Below are 20,389 nucleotides of genomic sequence, written 5' to 3' on the forward strand. Positions count from 1 at the left end.
ATAGAACCGCCGGCAGGTGCTCTGCTTCAGGCTGACAGGGTGATAACAGGAGCGTTCTACTAACTGAAAGGCATAATAAGAGATGTAAACTTCTCCTTTTGTCCGCATGTCTTTCTGGAAACTTTTGGTGGTGATAGCGGTGCTGCTTTTCGGCTTGGCAAGCGGGATCCCCACCTTACAAGGGGCCACCCTGGGTGGATCCCCCTACAATCGCGCCCAACAGGAAGTTGTGATTGCAGCTAGCCCAGACCAGGTGTTAAAAGCGGCTGAGCAAGCCTTTCAAGTTTGGAAGCGGGGGGAACTGGTCTCTGTGGATGCTGAGGCGATGGAAGTGAAGGGGATCTCCCGCACCAACTTTTTTAAGTTCGTGGACGATCTAACGGTTTCGCTGTCGCCAATAGAAGGGGATCCTGGCCATACTCGTCTACACATTACTTCCGAAGGCCGTGTTGGGGAATATGATTTCGGCGGCAACCGGCGCAACATCAACGAGTACCTGAACACTTTGCGGTCGTTGCTGGAGCAGGGCTAGGGCCGACAGGACAAGGCGGGGGACTTATGGGGATCCGCATCTTTTTCCGTCTCTCATGATTCCCTGCTCTGTTCCAGCTTGGCCACACGAGCTTCCAGCTTGCGCAAGGTACGTTGCAGCTCAGGCAAGTGCCGCTGGACGGCCATGCTCTTGCGCCATTCGGCAATGGGTTGGTGGGGGTAGCCGGCCACCGTTTGACCAGCAGGGATATCGCTGGTTACACCTGTCTGGGCGGCCACACGCACGCCATCGCCGATGTGAAGATGCCCGGCCAAGCCACATTGCCCGGCCAAGATGACGTGGTGGCCCAACTGGGTGCTGCCGGCAATGCCCACCTGAGCCACGATCAAGCAGTGGGATCCCGTCCTCACGCTGTGGCCAATTTGCACCAGGTTGTCGATCTTGGTGCCCCGGCCAATACGGGTCTCGCCAACGGCGGCCCGGTCGATGGTGGTGTTGCTGCCTACCTCCACGTTGTCTTCCAGCACCACTCGGCCCGCTTGGAGCATGCGCCGCCAGGAGCCATCCGCCAGGGGAATGTGCCCAAAGCCGTCGTCGCCAATGACAGCGCCGCTGTGGATGAGGCAATCATCCCCAATCTCCGTGCGCTCGTGAATAACGCAGTTGGCGAAAAGCTGACACCGGGATCCAATCCGCACCTGGGGATAAATCGTGACATTGGGATGAATTTGGGTGTGGTCGCCGATCCTCACCCCTTCCATCACCACCGCGTGCGGCCCGATTGCCACCCCTTCCCCCAGTTGGACGCTGGCATCCACCACCGCTGTAGGATGGATCCCCACCGGTAGGCGGTAGGGCTGGTAAAACAGCTCGATGGCCTGGGCAAACAGCAGACGGGGATCCCTGCCGCGCAAACAGGGAATGGAACGGGGCAAAGGGGTCGATTCTTCCACAATCACCGCGCTGGCTTGGGTTTGCTCCAGCAGGGGCAAGTAGCGGGCCTCGCTGAGAAAGCTCAACTCTCCCGGACGCGCCTCCGCCAGGCTGGCGACGCCGTGAATTTCCAGGGTGGGATCCCCCTCGTAGGCACATCCCAACTTTTGGGCAATCTCCTGTAGCTGCATTGGAGTTGACATCCTCTACGATTGCAGCAGCCGCACGTCCATCACGGTGCCGCGCAAGTTGTAGCCAAAGGTCTCTAGCTCTAGGGGAACACCGATTTTGACGCGATTGTTGCCCAGGACGATGCCATTCTCCGTCCGCTGGCCGCGCCCTCGCAAGGTAAACACCAGATCGAGGCGATAGGCTTCGGGATCGGGCAAGTTCTGCACCCGCCCATCGGGGAAAACCACTGGCACCGTGCGGCTGACATTTTCCACTCGCACCACCTCCACCTGGCCGTAGGGCTGGTTGCGGATGATCAGGTCAGCCTTCTGCCCCGCCTGAAAAGGTTCCATAGAGCGGCTGCTGACCCCGCGCACAATCATGTCCACTTCCACCGGCAGCGTGGGGCCACCTCCCACCTGGACGACACTGCCCGCCTGCCGACCCGGAAAGAACAAGACGGCGACAATGGCCACCACCACAATTGCCAGAGCTCCCAGATCCAAGAGGCTGACCTTTCCCAAAAGCCGCCCCTGCTCGTCAATGAGCCGCATATCACCTCTCCTCGCACACCCTGTCTTGATTCTAGGCAGGTTTGTTCTCCAAGTGGCTTTCTCGCCCTAAGGGATCCAGGCTAGGGCGCTGCTGCCCAGCGGTAGGCGGCGTTCCCGCCAGCGGTGCGAACCACTTTGTCCATCAGGAATGGGCAGCCCGTCCTGCAAATCCACCAACCACACTTGCGAGGCCATGATGGCTTGCCCGCTACGGCTAAGGGGAGCCGAGGGATCCGGGATCCCTGGGAACGGTTCCAAGAGCGTGTAGGCCAGCATGCGTCCATCCGGGGAAATGCTGAAGTCCAGATCGATGGGATAGGTGGCTCGAGCTACCTCTACGACGTTGCCTGCTTCCCCCTGGGTGGTGTTGCCAGTGCCGAGGGTTATCGCCAGCAAGCGGGGTGACTCGGTGTAGCTGGGGAAGTCCATCGCGACCTCGCCAACAGAATCATGCTCCGCACCGCCAACGTGAGAGACCTCACTGACCAAGGCGTAGAAGATGGGCGCCCGCGGGGAAAAAGCCCCTTTCAGGATGGATCCCTGGGTTCTCAAAATCTCCTCGCTGTTGCCGGTATTGCTGACGATGGAGAGGCTGCGGGTGTAGTCGGGATTGAAGCGCAGCAAAGCCCCGAAAGCCCCATCGGGGCGGATGGCTAAGGTTTGGCCGAACTGGGCTAGAAAGCTCTCCGCTGCCGCCCGTGGATGCAAGGGTACGATCCCCACCCCCTGTCCCTGCGAGATGAGCAGGCTGCTCTCATCGGGGCTAATGAAAAAATCTCCCCCCACCGCCGTATCCAGCTCTAGACGTTCAAAGGGATCCCGGCTCGTTTTCTGGATCCACAGCTCCGTCTGGACGGCAGCCATGGGATCCCATTGCAGCGGGATCTGCTCTGCCACCACCAGTTCCCCCGTCGGCGAGACTTGGAAGCGCAGGTTTTGGTAACCCTGATGATCCAGCAGCAACCGCGAAGACAGATCCTCCAGATCCAGCCGGTACAGATCCTGGTGCTGTGGGTGGGTGGCCGTGGCGAAATAGTACACGAAGCGGCCATCAGCACTGGGCTGCATTTGGGTTACCTTGACCCCAGCTGGAGTCAGCAGAGTAGCGGCTCCCGTCTCCAGGTTGAACAGAAACATTCGCCCTCGCTGGGCAGGTTCGGTGCTGATCCCCAGCAACTGCCGATCCGGTGTGCGGAATTCTCCCTCGAAAGGCCGGGCCATGGGCTGGCCCCGTTCATCCACGGCTGCCTGCAGGCGCACCCGGTAGGTCTGGCCGTAGGGGGCTGGTTCTGTCAGCGTCCAAAAAAAGCGGCGACCCAGCTTGCGCATTCGGCCTGGCAGAGGGGGCTGGATCTCCAAATGCTCTTCAACACTGACGGGATCCATCGGGCGGTTGAAGGTGAGCACCATCTGCACTTCTTGCGCCCCCACCCGTTGCTGTTGCCAGTTAAAGTCCCGCACGTAAGGAGCTGTGTGGTTGCCCAACACCACCAGGATCACCCCGATGGCCAGGTTGCAGAGGGTGATCCCGGCCACCCAGCGATCCAGAGGCTGTGGGAACCACCGCGTCAGGGTTGCGCGCCAGTAAGATCCCGACCGGGCAGACATCTGACTCATAGGTTACAAACAACAGACAGGTATGGGCAGCCAGAACTTGGGGAGCTGCCTATTGCAGCATCAAAAAAAGAAAGTCTTCTAGGTTGGTTAGGAAGGTCAGCACCTCAGCGGTTGTTCGTTCTTCATCTGGGGATCCCAACTGGACGGCCTGTTGAATCAGCTCTCGAACCGGCGTTGGTCCTTGAAGCAGTGGCGCCAACCAGCTCACTTTCTCGGCAGGGATGCTGATCCGCCCGTGGGTGGCTCCTGTCCACTGCATTTCGTAGGGCCGCTTCTCTTGCAGGGCTTTGCTGTACTCCTGTCGAAAGCGGGGGTTGTCCATCAACAGGGGATTGAATTGTACGGATCCCGACAGCCAATCTTCGTCACTCCAAGGCAGCACCGGCGAAGAGCCGGCATGCTCCGCCCAAAAGTCGATGAGGCGATGGACAGGGCGAAGGAGTTCATACAGATGCAGCCGCTCCATGATGCTGAGGGTTGCCAACCGCTGCCGCACAAACTCAGGCACCTCTTTAAACAAAGACTCCACCGACCAGTCGGGCCTATCCACCAAGCTCAAAAAGCTCAACCCCGCCTGCTGCAACATGCGAAACAGGTCGGGGATCGTGAACCCCTTGTCGTTGGGGAGTAGGTAATTATTCATAATGGCCGCATCTTCGGCATAGTTGGCCGGGTTCCAGAACACCGCCTGGGCCACTTCTTCTCGCAGGGATCCCATAAACTCCCGCACATTTTGCGCCCCTACAGCCGGTGGAACGTCAAATTGGCCCACTTTTTGAAAGGCTTCCTGCAAGCGGAAAAACACCTGCCGTTGGCGGCGGCTGTGGAGATTGGCCCGGATGATGCCATCGGGCTTGAGGACATTTTTCATGGCCCGCAGGCCCTCGGTGGGATCCTCCAGGAAATACAAAACATCATTGAGGCTGATGAAATCGAATTGGATCCCCAGGCGATCCAGCTCCAGCAGATTGAGGACATAAAATTCGGCATCTGTGAAGCCGTGGTGGCGCAGGCGTTCCTCGGTAAGCTTGACCGAAGCCGGAGACAGATCACAGGCAACGATCTGGGCCCCTGGATTGGCCTCAGCCATCATCAACGTTTCCCAACCGGAGCCACAGCCGGCATTCAACAACACCTTGCCCTCTGGCGGGACGATAGCATGGGTGCGCAGGTACTGAGCCGTGGTGTAGCTCATCTTAAACATCTCCGGCAAGGCATTGCGAGCCGTCTGCGAGAGGGGCACATTAGGGTAGGGCAGAGCCTCGTAAAGGCTCAAGGTTCGTTCCGAAGCGGAGAGGGCAGAGCTGGCCATAGGCAGGGGAAAGGCTCAACGGTTCAATTTATGATTGAGTGTAGCCCTGGTCGCGACAGCCTCAGGGATCCGCAAAAAACTTGCCATGGCTACTGCTTCCTTGCCCCGTCGTCGCTCTCGCTTCTCCCTCATAGGCACCTTGGCCGCCGTTGGGGGGGCGTTTCTGTGTGGGATCCTGGTGGTGCGGCTGCAGTTGCCGATGCTGGAGCGGATCAATCTGGGAGAATTGGAAAATGCCGAGGCCCGCAAAAACCGCAACATTGCCCTGGCCAATACGCTGGGGTGGCTGGGCTACCGCAACTTGGGGGCTTCCTGGCTGTGGCTGGAGCTGATCCAGTACTACGGGGATGCACCGGCTCGCACCCTGACTGGCTATGGCCTGGCCTACGACTACTTCGATCACATGCTGCGGCTGGATCCCCGTTTCTTCTTGGGCTACCGGCTCTCCAGTTTGGTGTTGGCCTATCGGGCCGGCCAGCCGGAAAAAGCCGTCGAGATTTTGGATCGCGGCTTGCAGCAGTTCAACCCCCAAAACAACCCTGACGCCTGGCGACTCTACGTGGATCGTGCTCTACTTAACTTTATGTTTCTGGGGGATGCGGAAGCGGGCCGCAATGACTACTACCAAGCCGCTGCCTGGCGAGAGCAGGTGGGCCTGCCTGGAGATGAATTTCGCCAGTTGGGGGATAACATTGCCCGCAGCCCCCTCAGCCGCCGTTCCCAATTCGATGTTTGGCTGAGCGTGTTTAACTCCACCACCGACCGGGATACCCGCCTGTTTGTCTTGGAACAACTGGCCCAATTGGGTACGGTGCTGCAAACGCTGCCCACCGGAGCGATCGAGATCCTCCCGCCACGTCTGCCCGACTTCCCCGACGAGGAACCCTATCGCTTGCGCCTGTAACTCAGCTGGATAGACGAAGATTGCGCCTTAGGGCTGTGACGTTGCCCCAAAAGGTGAGCTAAACTCTAACCCAAATTAAGCCAACCCAACGGGCCGACTCTTCAAGAGCCGCAGCTTTCCGCTGGAAAAGTTTGCCTCTCTCACGTGGAGAGTAGCTGGCCCTGCTGACTTTGCAATGAGAAATTGCAATGCGAAAACAGTGGCCAGCCCCGTAGCAAGTCCTGGAGACGGTCTGGGGTTCCGGTTGGTTCCCGAAACTTCCCTATCTTATTATTTCTTAACTTTTGTTCTTGTTCTGCACAATAGGAGTGACCCCCATGACCTCAAGAACTTCCCTTCTGATGACTGTGGCTGTCCTTTCGGGCAGTTGGCTTGTTCTTCCGGCGGCAGCACAATCTTCCGGGACGGCACGGGTGCGGTCGGTGGTAGATGGGGACACCTTTTGGGCGGACTTGAACGGCAGGCCAACCCGTTTCCGTCTGGCCTACGTGGATGCGCCAGAGCTAACCCAAGGGCGCTGGGGGAAGCTATCCCAAGAGGCTTTGCAAAACTTGCTCCCGACGGGATCCCTGGTGCAGGTGGATACCCTCTATGTCACACCGGAAGGGCTTCACATTGCCCAGGTGTACAACGCCGATGGTTTGGTGAATTTGGAGATGTTGCGCCAGGGTCAGGCGGTGGTTTATGAGCGCTTTTTGCACGGGGCCAATCGGCAGCGCTACTTAGAAGCCCAAGAGGCGGCCCAAGCGGCGCGGTTAGGCTTCTGGCAGCAACGCAATCCGGTGATGCCTTGGGAGTTTCGGGAGACGGCCACGCAAACCTCGGCCTTTGCGGGGGTCAATGTTTTGGATGGTTCTTTGATTCGTGAAAATCCGGCGGCGGCTGCGGGTGTGGGGATTGCTACTGCGGTGGTGATGGTGGGTCTGAGCAAGGTGTTGTGGAGAAAGCCCAGCCGACAAAGGGTGAGCATCCGGCAGATGGAGCGGGATCTGAAACAATTGCAGCGCAGCCTCACCACAACCCTGGCCAGTCGCAAGCAACTGGAACGGCGGTACGACGAAATTTTGCAAAAGGCCGAAGATTGGTTTGTCAGAGCTGAGAAAGCCAGCCAACAGAACCAAGATGACCTTGCCCGCGAGGCTTTGGTCCGGCGCAACCAGCACATGAGCGCGGCAGAAGCGGTTCGCAAATCTTTGGATGAAGTTGAAGCGCAGGTGGCAACCCTTCGCGAAGGCATTTCCCGCCTGGAAAGCCAGATCTCGATGGCCAAACTGGAGCGGGAGATGAACAACTGACGCGAACGCAACCATGCCCAACTCCTCTTTTGCGTCTTTTGCGCTAGAGGAGGGGATCTGCGCACTTGGGCTAAGGCAAGGAGGGGGGCAGGTTTTGCAGGATGGTGCGGACAACTGCTGCTGAGTTGAGCGCTGCTGTTTGAAAAAAGCTCAAGAAATCCGTATCGTCCCCTGCATCGCTAACCGAGCGCACCAGCAAACAAGGGATCCCGGCTTCTTGCGCTACTCGCACCACGGCTGCCCCCTCCATCTCCACCACCAAAGCGCCGGTGCGTTCTCGGATTTGTCGGCGTAGGTCTGCGTCGGCCACAAACACATCGCCGGTGGCCACCAAGCCTTGATGAATGACGGGATCCCGGCCTTGTAGGGGGTGGAGAGGGATCCGCTCGGGATGGGCCACAATCAGGTCGTAGAGGGCGCTATCGGCCTCGGCCAGTGGGTGGCGCAGCTCTGGGATAAAGTCGATCCCCAAGACAAAGCCCTCGGGTCGTCCGGTGCCAAAGTCGTGCTCAATCGCCGCATGGGCCAGCACCACATCTCCCATGTGCAGGTGATCGGCCAAGGCCCCGGCCACACCGGTAAAAATGATCCCCTGCAAAGGGAAATGGGCCACCAACAGAGCCGCCGTGGTTGCCGCCCGCACCTTGCCCACCCCACCTTGTACCACCACCACCGGTTGCCCCGCCAGGGATCCCTGGTGGAACTGTCGCCCCAGATGGGTATGGATGGAGCAGGTTTCCATTGCTGCGGTGAGCATGGCCACTTCCTCGGGCAGGGCTCCAAGAATACCAATGGCTTTCTGGGGGAGATGAGATGGAGATTCCATAGAGCTTCCCTCAGGTTCTTCGAAAGACTTTTGAACAGGCTCTCTCTCCAGTTGGCGGGGGGGATCGCTTGCCCTCACCTGTCCGGCCACTTAGTGAACCATTGCCAACGGTTTCATTCTCGCCTGAGTTGAGGATCCCAAAGCGATGACCGGATAGGTCGGAGTCTTAGGCGGTATAGCGGTATAGTTGAGGTGGTTGGATAGGGAATAGGGGGAAGACCATGGTCTACAGTGAGCTGCTCATGAGCACCTTTAACCCTTCGCCAGAGGTTTTTCCAGAGCCCCTTCGCTGCGTTGAGGTTGTCTCGGCGGTGGTTTCCAGCCTCAAGGAGGATGCCGCCTACGAGAACCACGAGCAAGGTCACACCTGGAAATTTACCTACGGCACGGCAGAAGTGTTCGTCCATTTGAGCGGCGAATCCCCAGAAGACACCCTTTTGGTATGGTCTCCCGTTCTCTCTCTGCCGGTGGCAGAACCCGCCAAGCTGATGCAGAAGCTCCTGGAGAAGAATTGGAGCGACACCCTAGAGGCGCGCTTTTGCATCTGGAACAACCAGGTGGTGCTGAACCACTACCGCACCTTGGAAGGGATCACAGCGGGCGAAATTTCCCGGGCCATCACCATTGTGGCCAGCTTGGCCGATGAATATGATGAGCCCCTCCAGGCGGAGTTCCCCAAAGTTTAAGGTCTGGCTTTGCCGGGATGGGATCCCAGGGATACTGGCTCCCCTACCGCGTGGCCTCTGGGGCCCGGCAAATGGAGCAGGATGCCTGGCTTCTGCAGCGGCTGCGCCATGACCCTCACCCCTGCCTGCGCTTTTATGGCTGGGATCAGCTTACCCTCTCGCTGGGACGGCACCAGGTTTGGCCAGATCCCCTGCCAGGGATCCCGATTGTGCGCCGACCCACGGGGGGAAGGGCGGTGCTCCATCAGGCGGCTGAGGATGCAGCAGAGCTGACCTACAGCTTGGTGTTGCCCCTTTCTTACTTGCAAGCCAGGTTGCCCAGTTTGCAGCGGGCCTGGGTGTACGACTTCTGTTGCCGCTTTTGGGTGCAGGGGTTGGCGGAGCTGGGCATTGCCATAGATGAGCCCGCTTTTGCTCACGGCCGAAGCCACCGGGATCCCGGCTACCGCAACAAGACCAGTTGCTTTGCCTCCCGTACCCGTGCTGACTTGAGCTGGCAGGGCAAAAAGCTGATGGGCAACGCCCAACTGTGGCAACCTTGGGGGATCCTGCAACAGGGATCCCTCCTACTGCAACCCAATCTAGAGCTGTGGGAACGGTATCTGCCCGGCTCGCAGGTGATTGGTATCTACGACATTTGCCCCACGGCGCCAGGGATCCCTGCTTTGATCGAACATTTTCTCCAGGCCGCCCGGGAGTGCTTTGAAGTGGAATGGCAAGAAGAAGCCTGGCTCCCTTGGCCGGACTGAGGGCCGGTTGCTGTTAACAATTACTAGCAACAAGAAGCGGCTTGTCTCAACCGTTCCCCAACTCCCCTCTCTCCCTGGGAAAAGGAATGCCTCTAGCCGAGACAGCTGTGCTAGAACCTAGGCAGCGCTCAGCCAGGTAAGCCATGCCGAAAGTTTGGGCGGCAGTTTTGCTAGTTGTATCCCTGCTGCCGCAGCCCGCTTGGGCCATTACCCTTGAACAAGTGCCCAACCCCCGCCGTCAGTATGGAGGGTGGGTTTCCGATACCGCCAACATCCTCAGCAGCAGCACCGAAAACGAGCTCAACCGTCTTATCACTCAGCTTGAGCAGCGCACCAGTGCCGAGATGGCAGTGGTTACCGTGCCGAATACTCAGGGATATGCAACACCAAAAGACTTCACCACGCAGCTATTTAACTACTGGGGGATCGGCAAGGCAGGCCAAAACAACGGGGTTTTGTTTCTCATCTCGGTAGGGGATCGGCGGGTGGAAATCGAAACGGGCAGGGGCCTGGTCGCTATCCTCCCCGACAGCCGAGTCCAGCAGATTATCGACCAGCAGATCCTGCCTCGGTTTCGCAATGGGGATTTTGATGGCGGCACTCTGGCGGGGGTGCGGCAGTTGACCTCGGTGTTGCAGGGCCAGCCCGTTGCAAATGTTCCTGCGGCAGCTTCTGGAGTTACCACCTCAACGATTGCAACTTCTTCTGGGGCAGTGGCCCAGGGCATTGATTCTTCCCTGGTGGAAGGGATCCTGCTGCTGCTGGGGATCATCATTTTGGGACTGGGGTGGCAGCGCTCTCGCATGCCCGTCTCTCTAAGGGCTGAGCGAGGGGGAAGACAAGTCCTCTCCCTGACACGCAGAGATCCAAGAACAGGTGCTGTGCTCTCTTCGGTTCAGAGCGACCCCATTCGTCTCTTCCTCTATTCGGGATCCCTCTGCCTTGGCGTGTTCCTAGGATTGTCCAGCGGCAACTGGCTGGGGTTCGCTCTGCCGGTTGTGGCTGCTATGGCCACTGACGGCACCTTGGGCCGGAAGCGTGGGATCCCTTTTCAGCCAGTGGTCTGTCAAGCCTGTGGTCGACCCATGCGACTCATCCAGCCCCAGCTTCTGGATAAGTACCTTCCCCAAGAGCATCGCCTGGCCAGGAGCCGCGGCAGAGCTCGCTACTACGGCTGGTTTTGTCCGACCTGTCAAGGAATAGCTGTGGTTGTGCGCGAAGGCACGCTCTCCCGACACCTTTACTGCCCTCGGTGCCAAGCCCTCACCCTCGACCTCACCACACAGGTTCTCAGGGAAGCCACCTATTCCTCTAGCGGCTTGAAGCTGGAAATCCTGAGCTGTCCTATCTGCGGGTACCGCAGCGAGCGAGAGGTGGTCATCCCCGAGCTCAGCGACACAGACACAGATTCAGACTTCGGTGGAGATTCAGGTGGAGATTCAGACTTCGGTGGCGGTAGCAGCGGAGGTGGCGGAGCGGGCGGCAGTTGGTGAGACCCAACTCTAGAGATTTCTCTATCGATCTGAAAAAGGAGTCGGGCTTCTCTTAAATCCGCCAGGACAGTACAGTGGTAAGGGAGCAGCAATAGAAACTGGCTAAGGACGGATCTCTCATGACCCTCGGAGAAGGCGTACAACTGGTTACGTTTGTGGTGCTATCGGCGATGGCCATTGGCTTCGCGCTAGGCGTGGTTTGGGCCCCCAGCATTGTCTATTCCGGTTTTCTGCTCGGGGGCGTTTTCCTGAGCATGGCCGGGTTGTATCTCCTCTTGAATGCCGATTTTGTGGCCGCAGCCCAAGTTCTGATCTACGTCGGCGCGGTTAATGTGTTGATCCTGTTTGCCATCATGTTGGTGAATCGGCGCTACAACTTTGCTCCTCTGAAGCTGGGCTGGCTGCGCAACGGAGTGACGGCGGTGGTCTGTTTGGGTCTGTTTGCCCTTCTAGCCGCGATGGCTTTGAACACCCCTTGGCCGCTGCAGCCGATCCAACCTTTGAGCAGTGTGTTGGTGATCGGCGGCCACTTCTTCAGCGATTATCTTCTGCCTTTTGAGCTGGCTTCTGTTTTGCTGCTGATGGCGTTGATTGGAGCCATTGTCTTGGCGCGGCGGGAGTTTGTTCTTCCCCAAGCCGGAGAAGGGGATCTGAGCTTGCTGGAGCGGGCCCGACCCCAGCTGGAATCAGAGTCAGAACGACCGGCAGAGCTGGTGAGCACCCGCTAAAGCTGACTGCTCTCGGCCATAAAACCTAGAGCTTTCCCGAGGCCCCTGTCATTGTGTATCTACATGGAGCTCATCGCGATGTTGCAACTGCAGTTTTTCTTGGTGGTGGCAGCGATTCTTTTCTGCATTGGTATTTACGGATTGATTGTGAGCCGCAATGCGATTCGCGTCCTGATGTCGATTGAGCTGATGCTCAATGCGGTGAACCTGAACTTCATGGCTTTCTCCAACTTTGTCGATTCAGCGATGATTCGCGGCCAGGTGTTCTCGGTGTTTGTCATCACTGTGGCGGCTGCCGAGGCCGCAGTGGGCTTGGCCATCGTGCTGGGGATCTACCGCAACCGCGCCACTATCGATATGGAGAGCTTCAACTTGCTCAAGTGGTAGACTTTTTCGATTGTTTAGTTTGTATCAAGGCAAGGCTGGCTAATTCAAGTGAAGGCCAGAATGCCTGAGTAGAGCAAAGCTCCCAAAACAGGCAGGAAAACCAGCAGACCCAGCCAGCGGGATTTATTCAGGCGGGGTGGAATGGCAAAGATCACCCAGATACCGAAGATCAAGTTGACTAGGGGAATGAAGAAGAGGATCACCCACCAGCCGGGTTTACCAGCAGCTCGACACATCACCCAGATGTTAGCAATCGGGATCCAAGCTAACCAAGCATTCGGCACGTTTAGCTTCTCTCCAATCACCATTAAGGTGTAGCTAAAGAAGGCGTAAAGGGCAACGGCAATCAGCCCTGGTAAAAGCTCATCCATCGTGACCCTCCCACATATTTTTTTGATATTTGCGAATGTCAACTCACTTGTCTCCAGCGTCTCTTTGGTGTCAGAGACAACCCTCGAATCTATACAGCTATAAGGCCAAACCGCAAGAAAACCAACTTTCCAAAGCTGTTCAGGAGCTACTCTGATCCCGCCCACAAAGTTAGCCAAAAGGGATCCCGTTGTCCAGACTTATCTGTCAAGTTTCATCAAGAATTCTGTCAAGTTTCATCAAGAATACAGATCTGACGAATAATCTCTAAAAGCTGAGCTGGCACTTGTTCTCTCGTTCTCTCGTTTTAACAAGTTGGCCAGAAACTTCTTAAGCTTTCTCTACTCTGTAGGCACGCTCTTCTGGATCCAGCTGATCCAGCTAGACCAGGGCATGGGGTAAGACTACTCCAAGATCCTATTCTCCCTCGGGGGGTGCTGCCGCCTCAGAATCCAAAATGGCCCCTGCTCCGTAAGAGTCAATATCGATGGCCTGGGATCCACCGGCAGCCAACAGAGCCATCAGGGATCCCAACTGCCACCACACCAAGCCTGCCGTGCTCAACACTAGGATCCCACCGACGCAGGCGGCCAAGGCCATAGACAGGCCAAACACGTTCAGACACGCGGCCACAAACCCAGAGGTAAACAGGCAGCAGAGACTGTAGGTGAGGATCACCCCAGGAGTGCGGTAGCGAATTTGCGCTTGGCTATCCCGGTTGAGCTGCCAAAGGGCCACCTGGTATTCCAAATTGTCCTTGAAAATGATGCCAAAGATAACAGCAAAAAAGCTGAATAAGGCGATGGCAGAGTAAATGGGGGGATTGACGAAGGGATCAGAAAGGGATTCCATAGGGCTGACCTCGGTTTGGGATCCAAGTCCTTAGCTTAACACTTCTTAGCATCACAGAAGATGTCTAGCAGGTCAATGTCAACAACACAACCGATAACGCCAGACCCAGTTGGGGCATGATGAGAACTGGTCGGGTATCACCTCATCTGCAAAAGGGCTGTAATCTGAGATGGGGGCTAAGAGCAGTAGGATGTTCGACAAGGGGCTGTAGCTCAGATGGATAGAGCAAGCGCCTCCTAAGCGCTAGGTCGGCGGTTCAAGTCCGCCCAGTCCCGCTTCCTCAAGCCGCCAGACTCCTGCCTGGGCAGGTCAACGATAGAGGTTGCAGGAGTTGTGTAGGTTGTAGCCGGAGACCAAAACCTCTTGCTGGCGATCCCCAAGGCCGATGTCACAGCGCAGGGGATCCCCACCAGCAGCTGTGTAGGTGTGAGACTCCGTCATCCAACGCATGCCAGCTGGGCCAGGAGTGGGAGGAACAACTTCGGGGAGACGATAGTTGGGGGCTTGCCAGGGATCTTGCAGATAACGATCCCCGTGGATCCCTCCGAATTGAATATCGGCGTAGCTGGAAGGATAAACCGTAAAATCCATGCGGAAGATTTCTGAAGCGCGGCCAATGGTCGCCAAAGCTGTTTGGGCTTCAGCAACTCTGGAACGGCGAATGTGGTTAAGCAGGTTGGGAATGGCCACCGCGCAGAGAGTACCGACAATCACAATGACCACCAGCAACTCGATCAATGTCATGCCACGAGGAGCTGCAGTGGCCAGACGGAAAAGGATTCTCCTGAGATAGACTTCATGAAGGGAAAACCGATTCATGACAGCCTCAGCCCCACTTTGGGAGAAATCAGGCACCCGGCTAAACCCAAAGGAGCTTGCCCCAGTATTCCAGCCTTTCCTTGGTTTCAGGTTACCCTTTGCGGATCCAAAACTTTCCCTGTCAAATCACGCGAACTCCTGAATCCAAAACCTCACTGGCTATCAACTGTGGGTAAGTTTTTTATAAACTGGCCTCAAGTTTTAAGCTCAGATAAAGCTGGGTTCACTGTGAACTATTTTCGCGGTTGTCTGTGGGGTGGCACTTGCTGCCGCCGCGGACTCTCATGGGTCATTCGTTTTTGGGAGCTCAGCAGATGAATTTATCCTCTCTCATTTGGTCAGGGAGGTCAGGCTTACTCTCGGAGCAAGATTGCCAGACAGCGGCGAATCAATACCTCGCTCATGCGTTGGCGGTAAAGGGCGCTGGCCCGAAAATCCGCGATCCAGCCGTGGGCTTGCTCTGCCAAAAGTTGGGGAAGATGTTCTGGATCGGGCCGGAATCCCAGCCGCACCAGTTGTGGGGGTGAAAGGGCAGCATTGAGTCCGAAGCGATAATCGCCTGAGTCGGGATCGCGGGATCCAGCGACGATCACCAAGGCGGGATCCGTTTGGGTGATGCCGAGCCGCTGAAAGGTGCTGGGGCCGCGCAGCCGTTGGGCCGGGATCCAGATGGATCGCAAGGCTTCGCCCAGCTGCTGCAGAGTTTGTTGGGGGCCGATTTGAAAGTCCTGAGCGGGGATGTGGCGCAGGGATCCCTGCAGATCGATCAGCGTGTAGGTGGCCTCAAGGGCGATCAACACGGGTGCTACGACACCGACACTCAGGGCCAGGCAGAGATTTCCCCCTATCGTTGCCAAGTGGGCCACCTTAAAAGAGGCCAAAGACGCCATTCCCTCGCACAGGGCGCGGATCCCTGGCCAATGGGGTGGCCAAGGGTATTGCAGCAGTTGCTGGAAGGTACAGGTTGCCCCCAGTTTTAACCCTTCTGCACTGATTTCCAGCTCGTTCCAGTCCAGAGGTGCAAATCGACCAGTCCCCACAGGTGGGGTTGCGGCTGGGAGAAGAGCCAAGTCCCCCCGGCCAGCCAGTTCCAGCCGGGATCCCATGCGGTCAAGTCCTCAAGCTGTTGGGGACGAATGTAGGTGTGCAGATAGTGCAGATCCATGGGTTCTCTCAGGCAGGGATCCAGACTGCAGGCTTCAGGGGGCTAGAGAGCTTCCTGAAAGCATTGGGCGAGGGCCTGGCATAGCTCAGGGACAACATCAGCAGGCCAAAAACCTTCTCCGCGCCGGCCTTGATGCAATTGCACATAGAGGCCCCAGGCGGTGGCGCTGCCGCTGGCAATCAACGTCAAAGCAGGGCAAGTCTGCTCCAGCGTAATGCCCTCCTCCGCCATCAGTTGGGAGGCGATGGCCTCCATATCCTGCTGCAGGCGCTGCACCCCCTGCACAAACGCTTGCCACTCCTCCTGAGTGAGCTCCAGCGCCCAGGCTTCTCCCCCCACCAGCGCAACAAAAGGGGAACGGGTGGGATCCCAGCCCAGCCTCCAGCCGGATCCCTTGTGCAGAGAAGAACGAGCCAAGTAGGAACTCCGTCCCACTGTCGCGATTGGGAATCCATCACCGTTGTTGGCAACAGACAGGCAAGGAAAAGCATCCATGGTGCTCCCCACTGCTGACGCAACCGCTGCAGGTAGGCCAAAAAAGATGGGGGTAAAATCGACAGGGTGTGTTTTAGGATAAAGCGGCCATGGCCAGTTGTCAGGCTCTCACTGCCAAACCCCGTCGGTTTTTAAGGGCTCCGTCCCGCTGGCGCAAACAGAGCACCCTCATTTCCGGCTTGGGCCTGTTGCTGGCGGCCTTAGCGCTCCATGCCGCCGACGCAACCGGAGTTCGTGAAGAGACCTTGGCCACGGCAGCCACCCCCGAAAACCCAATCCTGCATATAGGCATTGTGCAACGCTTTGGCCGTTCTGAGACGGATCAGGTGGAGCTGGCGGCGCCGACGGGATCCCTTCTCACCCTGGAATTTGCCCAAGCAGACGGCAGCACCCAGACCCAGCGAACGCCTCGGGTCAGCATCGGCATTGTCAATCGCGCCCTGACCACCCCGGAAACCGTATACCGTCTAATCCTCAGCAGCCACAAAAGTTTTGAGAGTGCCGAGGCCAACGCCAACCATTGGCAGTCTCTGGGCATCAGCACCGAGATCGCCCAGCCGCAAGAATGGCAGGTGTGGGCCAACCGCGCCTACACCCCGCAACAACTGATCCAGATTCAGCAGTATGCCCAGAAGGAAGGGATCCCCCATGTGCGGCTCGAGGTGCAGGAGCGACGCGAACGGGCGGAGCTGAGCTGGATCCATGAACACTTTCGCTACCACCGCACCCGCCTCAGGGTGACCTCTGATGCCGGCTATCTACGGGTGAACGACCACTACTATGCCGGATCCATCACCTTTCAGCCCAATGCCTACGGCAGCTACACTGTGGTCAATGCCGTGCCTCTGGAAACCTATTTGCGGGGGGTAGTTCCCCACGAGGTGGGGCCAGGGGCCCCTTTTGCCGCGATGGCCGCCCAGGCGATTTTGGCGCGCACCTACGCCCTCAAGAACCTCCACCGCTTTCAGGTTGACGATTATCAGCTCTGCGCCAATACCCATTGCCAGGTTTACAAGGGGTTGACCGGAACTCACCCACGGGCAGACGAAGCCATTCGCCAAACCAGTGGCCTGGTGCTCACCTACAATGGCGAGCTGGTGGATGCTGTCTATTCCTCTACCAATGGCGGCATCTCGGCGGCCTTTGAAGATGTTTGGGACGGGGATCCGCGCCCCTACCTGCGCCGGCAAGCGGATATTGCCCATCAACCGGGTAAGCCCTTGGATTTGCGGCAGGAGAGCAGCTTCCAGGCGTTTTTGGCCCAACGAGAGGGCTTCAACGAAGCAGGGGTATCCCGCCTATTCCGCTGGGAGTTCTCCCTATCTTTGGAGGAGCTGAACACCCAGTTGCGGGCCGGCCAAGACTACCTAGGGATCCCGATGCCCACCTGGAGCAGCATCGCGGGGATGCAGATCCTGGAGCGCTCCGCCAGTGGCCGGGTGCAGGTGATGCAATTGGACTTGCAGACGGCAGAAGGGATCCGCTCGATTCTTTTGCGCAAGGATCAGGTACGCTTGGCTTTTCCTCGCCTGTACAGCACCCTGTTTCGGATAGAGCCTCTGAAACAAGGGGAGCGATTGGCAGGCTATCGCTTCATCGGTGGCGGCTTTGGCCATGGGGTGGGCCTGAGCCAGTATGGCTCCTATACCCTGGCTCGGCAGGGGTTTAACGCGGCACAAATCCTCGCTTTCTACTACCCCGGCACCACCTTGGCCCCGCTGGGATCCCTATCCTTGCAGTTGCCTGCCGCCTCAGCAGCCTACTCTATCCGCTAGAGGTTGGGTGAAAGTTATGGCCGTTCGCGACAGCGGGACAGAGCCTTTAGAAGAGCATGACTCTAGTCAATAATAAGCTCAACTATACTGAAAATAATGTATAATATGTTCAGTACGGATTACTACCAGTTGATCTTTCTGTTTACTTTCGAGTCTGCCAACATGGTAGCCAAAGCAAAGCAGAAAATTGGTAGTAAGACGACACGGAAACTGCGCTTTGGGTATTCTACTCAAAGCTTTGCGGGATACCGCCATTCTGGTTGGAAACAAACAGAATGCTATCGCTGCATAGTTGAACAGTGATGTTCAGCAGTGTTCAGCGTAAATGTATCAGCGCCGGACATCCCCATTCTCCTTCAGACGGGAGGGATCCCTCCCCTGAGGGACAGGGATCCATTGGCGACGGCGGGACAGAGTCCTCCGCTGCTGCAGCAGAAGGGGAATCGGCGCCCGGTCGTGTCAGCAGTGGGGAACTGTCTGCGATCCCGGCTGCCCCGCCAGGGTTTAAGTCGGGGTTTGTGGGGCTGATCGGGCGGCCCAATGTGGGCAAGTCCACCCTACTCAACGCCCTGGTGGGACAAAAGATTGCCATCACCTCTCCCGTGGCCCAGACCACCCGCAACCGCCTGCAGGGGATCCTCTCCCTACCCCAAGCCCAGATCATCTGGGTGGATACCCCTGGCATCCACAAACCCCACCACCGCCTGGGGGAAATCTTGGTACACAACGCCCAGGCAGCCATTGCCGCTGTGGACGTGATCCTCTTCGTGGTGGATGGATCGGTGCCGGCAGGACGCGGGGATGCTTTTATTGCCGAGCGGATCCCTGCTGCTTCCCCCTGCCTGATCGTCTGCAACAAAGCGGATCTGCTTCCTCGGGATGCTGCCGTGCGCCAAGCTCACCAAGAGAGCTACCAAGCCCTGCGCCCCGGCGCTCCTGTCGTTTGGGTGTCTGCCTTGGATCCCAGCAGTTTGACACCCCTGATCCAAGCCACCATCGATCTGCTGCCCACCGGCCCCTACTACTACCCGCCGGATCTGGTGACGGATCAGCCGGAGCGGTTCATCATGGCGGAGCTGATCCGAGAACAGGTGCTGCTGCAGACCCGCGAGGAAGTGCCCCATTCCGTGGCCGTGACCATCGACCAGGTGGAAGAAACCCCCAACGTCACCCGCATCTTGGCCACCCTCTATGTAGAGCGGGACTCGCAAAAGGGGATCCTCATCGGCAAAGGGGGGGAAAGGCTCAAGCGGATCGGCCAGGCAGCCCGCCTGCAGATTCAAAAGCTGATCCTGGGCAAGGTGTACCTGGAGCTGTTTGTCAAGGTGCGGCCCCACTGGCGGCGCTCTGAGCACCTTCTGCGCGACTTGGGCTATAGCGCTACGTCCCCCTAGCAGGAACAAGCCGTTTGCCTCAGCAGGACGGAGTTCTTATGCCCCCCTCTCCCCTTGTGGGTAGGAGACTGGGGTATTCGCGCAAGCAGCACGGCGTGCCTGGGGGGAATGCTGCAAAAATGCCCTAGACCTGCTTAGAACAGATACTGACTGGGATCCCTGCGTTAGCTTGGATAGCAAAGCCTCTGGAGTCCCACAGCAGTTTTTCTTATCGCTGCTTTGCCCCATGACCGCTTTCTATCCCGCTACTGTTCAACCGGGCGCCCGCACCCTGCCGGGCCACTACTACGTCTCCTCCAGCCGTTTTGAGGCGGAGATTGAGCAGATTTTTTATCGGCAGTGGTTCTGCGTGGGGCGCAGTGCCGATCTGGCCCAACCTGGAGACTTTTTGCAGGTGCAGGTGCTCAGAGAAAGCCTGATCCTGGTACGGGATCCCAAGGGGCAAGCCCATGCCTTCTTCAACCACTGTCGCCATCGAGGAACCCGACTCTGCAGCGAGCTCCAAGGCCATTTTGCCGATGGGATCCTTTGCCCCTACCACGCCTGGCGCTATGGGCTGGACGGGCAATTGTTGGCAGCTCCCCAGATGCACGAGGTGGAAGACTTTCGCCGTGAAGACTATCCCCTCCACTCAGCCGCTTTGGTGGAATGGGAAGGCTTTGTCTGGGTCAATCTCAGCCGCCATCCTCAGCCCTTCGACGAGGTTTTTGCCCCATTGCAAGGCCGCTTCCGAGAGTGGAACCTGTCCGCTCTGCGGCGAGGCCATCGTATTGAATACCACGTTCAAGCCAATTGGAAATTGCTGTTTGAAAACTACTCTGAGTGCTACCACTGCCCGCTCATTCACCCAGAATTGGCCCGCCTTTCGCCGGCTCGCAGTGGTCGCAACGACTTGATGGAAGGCCCCTTTTTGGGCGGCTACATGTTGCTCAATCCAGATGTGACCAGCCTAAACATGAGTGGCCAACGCAGCTTGCCCCTGATCTCCACCGTGCGCGGAGAAAACCAACGGCGAGCCTACTACTACACCCTTATGCCCAATCTATTCTTGAGCCTGCAGCCGGACTATGTCATGACCCACACCCTGTGGCCCCAGGGATCCGACCGGACGCGGGTCGTCTGCGATTGGCTGTTTGAGCCGGAGACCCTGGCGCTGGATGGTTTTGATCCCAGCGAGGTGGTGGAATTGTGGGATCGCACCAATCGACAGGATTGGCACCTGTGCGAGCTCACCCAGCAAGGGGTGGGATCCCGTGCCTATGAAGCAGGGCCTCTTTCCCATGCAGAAGGGTTGCTGCAAGCCTTTGGGCGGGAATACCGCCGGCAGATGCAGGAGTTGGAAGAACAAAGCTGCTAAAAAAGTGTTAGGGAC

At 57.9% G+C, this 20,389-nt stretch carries 21 protein-coding genes, 1 tRNA gene and 1 pseudogene; 13 read left to right on the forward strand and 10 right to left on the reverse strand.

Features of this window, described 5'->3' with window-relative positions; translation table 11 throughout:
• Positions 1 to 106: 106 nt before the first annotated feature.
• Entirely contained in the window at positions 107 to 532 is a 426-nt protein-coding gene (locus NW805_RS04245; RefSeq protein WP_414421747.1) for a DUF1499 domain-containing protein, read from the forward strand.
• Between the two features lie 53 nt (positions 533 to 585).
• Here NW805_RS04245 and lpxD read toward each other — a convergent pair whose 3' ends face one another.
• The 4 genes from lpxD to NW805_RS04265 form a co-directional block, all read right to left on the reverse strand.
• A complete protein-coding gene (gene lpxD, locus NW805_RS04250; protein ID WP_414421901.1) occupies positions 586 to 1,617 on the reverse strand; it encodes a UDP-3-O-(3-hydroxymyristoyl)glucosamine N-acyltransferase in 1,032 nt (343 codons plus the stop codon).
• Between the two features lie 15 nt (positions 1,618 to 1,632).
• Positions 1,633 to 2,151, reverse strand: a complete 519-nt coding sequence (locus NW805_RS04255; RefSeq protein WP_414421748.1) for a DUF4330 domain-containing protein — start codon at positions 2,149 to 2,151, stop codon at positions 1,633 to 1,635.
• A 66-nt stretch (positions 2,152 to 2,217) separates the two neighbouring features.
• Positions 2,218 to 3,759 carry a hypothetical protein gene (locus tag NW805_RS04260; protein ID WP_414421749.1) on the reverse strand — a complete coding sequence of 514 codons (1,542 nt, stop codon included), beginning with the start codon at positions 3,757 to 3,759 and terminating at the stop codon, positions 2,218 to 2,220.
• Between the two features lie 58 nt (positions 3,760 to 3,817).
• Positions 3,818 to 5,080 (reverse strand): class I SAM-dependent methyltransferase, encoded by a 1,263-nt coding sequence (locus NW805_RS04265; protein WP_414421750.1) that lies wholly within the window; start codon positions 5,078 to 5,080, stop codon positions 3,818 to 3,820.
• A gap of 34 nt (positions 5,081 to 5,114) precedes the next feature.
• On the opposite strand from NW805_RS04265, the gene NW805_RS04270 reads away from it, so the two are divergent.
• Both NW805_RS04270 and NW805_RS04275 read left to right on the forward strand, forming a co-directional pair.
• Positions 5,115 to 5,984: a hypothetical protein gene (locus NW805_RS04270; RefSeq protein ID WP_414421751.1), complete on the forward strand. Its 870-nt coding sequence runs from the start codon at positions 5,115 to 5,117 to the stop codon at positions 5,982 to 5,984.
• A gap of 341 nt (positions 5,985 to 6,325) precedes the next feature.
• A complete protein-coding gene (locus NW805_RS04275) occupies positions 6,326 to 7,279 on the forward strand; it encodes a PspA/IM30 family protein (RefSeq protein ID WP_414421752.1) in 954 nt (317 codons plus the stop codon).
• Positions 7,280 to 7,349: 70 nt separating this feature from the next.
• Here NW805_RS04275 and NW805_RS04280 read toward each other — a convergent pair whose 3' ends face one another.
• Entirely contained in the window at positions 7,350 to 8,105 is a 756-nt protein-coding gene (locus NW805_RS04280; protein WP_414382819.1) for a 5'-methylthioadenosine/adenosylhomocysteine nucleosidase, read from the reverse strand.
• Positions 8,106 to 8,326: 221 nt separating this feature from the next.
• On the opposite strand from NW805_RS04280, the gene NW805_RS04285 reads away from it, so the two are divergent.
• The 5 genes from NW805_RS04285 (at position 8,327) to nuoK (ending at position 12,148) form a co-directional block, all read left to right on the forward strand.
• Positions 8,327 to 8,791 carry a YbjN domain-containing protein gene (locus NW805_RS04285; protein WP_414421753.1) on the forward strand — a complete coding sequence of 155 codons (465 nt, stop codon included), beginning with the start codon at positions 8,327 to 8,329 and terminating at the stop codon, positions 8,789 to 8,791.
• Positions 8,792 to 8,808: 17 nt separating this feature from the next.
• The gene (locus NW805_RS04290; RefSeq protein ID WP_011432905.1) at positions 8,809 to 9,540 is read left to right on the forward strand and encodes a lipoyl protein ligase domain-containing protein; all 732 of its coding nucleotides are present in this window, start codon (positions 8,809 to 8,811) and stop codon (positions 9,538 to 9,540) included.
• Positions 9,541 to 9,683: 143 nt separating this feature from the next.
• Entirely contained in the window at positions 9,684 to 11,033 is a 1,350-nt protein-coding gene (locus NW805_RS04295; protein ID WP_414328807.1) for a TPM domain-containing protein, read from the forward strand.
• 119 nt (positions 11,034 to 11,152) lie between these two features.
• Complete coding sequence (locus NW805_RS04300; protein ID WP_011432903.1) at positions 11,153 to 11,761, forward strand: NADH-quinone oxidoreductase subunit J; 609 nt, start codon at positions 11,153 to 11,155, stop codon at positions 11,759 to 11,761.
• Between the two features lie 81 nt (positions 11,762 to 11,842).
• Entirely contained in the window at positions 11,843 to 12,148 is a 306-nt protein-coding gene (gene nuoK, locus NW805_RS04305; protein WP_414328814.1) for an NADH-quinone oxidoreductase subunit NuoK, read from the forward strand.
• A 44-nt stretch (positions 12,149 to 12,192) separates the two neighbouring features.
• Here the strand turns inward: nuoK and NW805_RS04310 are convergent, their stop codons facing one another.
• Both NW805_RS04310 and NW805_RS04315 read right to left on the reverse strand, forming a co-directional pair.
• Positions 12,193 to 12,519: a DUF5684 domain-containing protein gene (locus NW805_RS04310; protein WP_011432901.1), complete on the reverse strand. Its 327-nt coding sequence runs from the start codon at positions 12,517 to 12,519 to the stop codon at positions 12,193 to 12,195.
• 415 nt (positions 12,520 to 12,934) lie between these two features.
• Positions 12,935 to 13,369 carry a hypothetical protein gene (locus NW805_RS04315; RefSeq protein ID WP_011432900.1) on the reverse strand — a complete coding sequence of 145 codons (435 nt, stop codon included), beginning with the start codon at positions 13,367 to 13,369 and terminating at the stop codon, positions 12,935 to 12,937.
• Between the two features lie 201 nt (positions 13,370 to 13,570).
• On the opposite strand from NW805_RS04315, the gene NW805_RS04320 reads away from it, so the two are divergent.
• Positions 13,571 to 13,644, forward strand: a tRNA-Arg gene (locus NW805_RS04320).
• Between the two features lie 34 nt (positions 13,645 to 13,678).
• On the opposite strand, the gene NW805_RS04325 is transcribed toward NW805_RS04320, so the two are convergent.
• The 3 genes from NW805_RS04325 to NW805_RS04335 all read right to left on the reverse strand — a co-directional run bounded on the left by NW805_RS04325 (position 13,679) and on the right by NW805_RS04335 (position 15,770).
• A complete protein-coding gene (locus NW805_RS04325; RefSeq protein WP_414421754.1) occupies positions 13,679 to 14,113 on the reverse strand; it encodes a type IV pilin protein in 435 nt (144 codons plus the stop codon).
• Between the two features lie 428 nt (positions 14,114 to 14,541).
• Positions 14,542 to 15,294, reverse strand: coding sequence for an FAD binding domain-containing protein (locus tag NW805_RS04330; protein ID WP_414421755.1), 753 nt, complete (start codon positions 15,292 to 15,294; stop codon positions 14,542 to 14,544).
• 101 nt (positions 15,295 to 15,395) lie between these two features.
• Positions 15,396 to 15,770 carry a DUF1818 family protein gene (locus NW805_RS04335; protein WP_414421756.1) on the reverse strand — a complete coding sequence of 125 codons (375 nt, stop codon included), beginning with the start codon at positions 15,768 to 15,770 and terminating at the stop codon, positions 15,396 to 15,398.
• 167 nt (positions 15,771 to 15,937) lie between these two features.
• On the opposite strand from NW805_RS04335, the gene NW805_RS04340 reads away from it, so the two are divergent.
• The 4 genes and pseudogenes from NW805_RS04340 (at position 15,938) to NW805_RS04355 (ending at position 20,374) form a co-directional block, all read left to right on the forward strand.
• Positions 15,938 to 17,623 carry a SpoIID/LytB domain-containing protein gene (locus NW805_RS04340; protein WP_414421757.1) on the forward strand — a complete coding sequence of 562 codons (1,686 nt, stop codon included), beginning with the start codon at positions 15,938 to 15,940 and terminating at the stop codon, positions 17,621 to 17,623.
• Between the two features lie 108 nt (positions 17,624 to 17,731).
• Positions 17,732 to 17,915 (forward strand): annotated as a pseudogene (locus NW805_RS04345) (hypothetical protein); the annotation flags it as partial.
• A 10-nt stretch (positions 17,916 to 17,925) separates the two neighbouring features.
• On the forward strand, positions 17,926 to 19,017 hold the full coding sequence (gene era, locus NW805_RS04350) for a GTPase Era (RefSeq protein WP_414342728.1): 1,092 nt from the start codon (positions 17,926 to 17,928) through the stop codon (positions 19,015 to 19,017).
• A gap of 226 nt (positions 19,018 to 19,243) precedes the next feature.
• Positions 19,244 to 20,374, forward strand: coding sequence for an aromatic ring-hydroxylating oxygenase subunit alpha (locus NW805_RS04355; RefSeq protein ID WP_414421758.1), 1,131 nt, complete (start codon positions 19,244 to 19,246; stop codon positions 20,372 to 20,374).
• Positions 20,375 to 20,389 lie beyond the last annotated feature (15 nt).

Origin of the sequence: Synechococcus sp. W60.1, from assembly GCF_047461575.1 — a bacterium.
Classification (GTDB): domain Bacteria; phylum Cyanobacteriota; class Cyanobacteriia; order Thermostichales; family Thermostichaceae; genus Thermostichus.

Bases quoted from the DNA above. Each gene is read 5' to 3' on its own strand.
- NW805_RS04255 (WP_414421748.1), bottom strand. From the start codon at position 2,151: ATGCGGCTCATTGACGAGCAGGGGCGGCTTTTGGGAAAGGTCAGCCTC.
- NW805_RS04245 (WP_414421747.1), top strand. From the start codon at position 107: ATGTCTTTCTGGAAACTTTTGGTGGTGATAGCGGTGCTGCTTTTCGGC.
- NW805_RS04310 (WP_011432901.1), bottom strand. From the start codon at position 12,519: ATGGATGAGCTTTTACCAGGGCTGATTGCCGTTGCCCTTTACGCCTTC.
- NW805_RS04265 (WP_414421750.1), bottom strand. From the start codon at position 5,080: ATGGCCAGCTCTGCCCTCTCCGCTTCGGAACGAACCTTGAGCCTTTAC.
- NW805_RS04295 (WP_414328807.1), top strand. From the start codon at position 9,684: ATGCCGAAAGTTTGGGCGGCAGTTTTGCTAGTTGTATCCCTGCTGCCG.
- NW805_RS04355 (WP_414421758.1), top strand. From the start codon at position 19,244: ATGACCGCTTTCTATCCCGCTACTGTTCAACCGGGCGCCCGCACCCTG.
- NW805_RS04330 (WP_414421755.1), bottom strand. From the start codon at position 15,294: ATGGGATCCCGGCTGGAACTGGCTGGCCGGGGGGACTTGGCTCTTCTC.
- NW805_RS04315 (WP_011432900.1), bottom strand. From the start codon at position 13,369: ATGGAATCCCTTTCTGATCCCTTCGTCAATCCCCCCATTTACTCTGCC.
- NW805_RS04260 (WP_414421749.1), bottom strand. From the start codon at position 3,759: ATGTCTGCCCGGTCGGGATCTTACTGGCGCGCAACCCTGACGCGGTGG.
- NW805_RS04340 (WP_414421757.1), top strand. From the start codon at position 15,938: ATGGCCAGTTGTCAGGCTCTCACTGCCAAACCCCGTCGGTTTTTAAGG.
- NW805_RS04325 (WP_414421754.1), bottom strand. From the start codon at position 14,113: ATGACATTGATCGAGTTGCTGGTGGTCATTGTGATTGTCGGTACTCTC.
- lpxD (WP_414421901.1), bottom strand. From the start codon at position 1,617: ATGCAGCTACAGGAGATTGCCCAAAAGTTGGGATGTGCCTACGAGGGG.
- era (WP_414342728.1), top strand. From the start codon at position 17,926: ATGTTCAGCAGTGTTCAGCGTAAATGTATCAGCGCCGGACATCCCCAT.
- NW805_RS04300 (WP_011432903.1), top strand. From the start codon at position 11,153: ATGACCCTCGGAGAAGGCGTACAACTGGTTACGTTTGTGGTGCTATCG.
- NW805_RS04275 (WP_414421752.1), top strand. From the start codon at position 6,326: ATGACTGTGGCTGTCCTTTCGGGCAGTTGGCTTGTTCTTCCGGCGGCA.
- NW805_RS04290 (WP_011432905.1), top strand. From the start codon at position 8,809: ATGGGATCCCAGGGATACTGGCTCCCCTACCGCGTGGCCTCTGGGGCC.
- NW805_RS04280 (WP_414382819.1), bottom strand. From the start codon at position 8,105: ATGGAATCTCCATCTCATCTCCCCCAGAAAGCCATTGGTATTCTTGGA.
- NW805_RS04285 (WP_414421753.1), top strand. From the start codon at position 8,327: ATGGTCTACAGTGAGCTGCTCATGAGCACCTTTAACCCTTCGCCAGAG.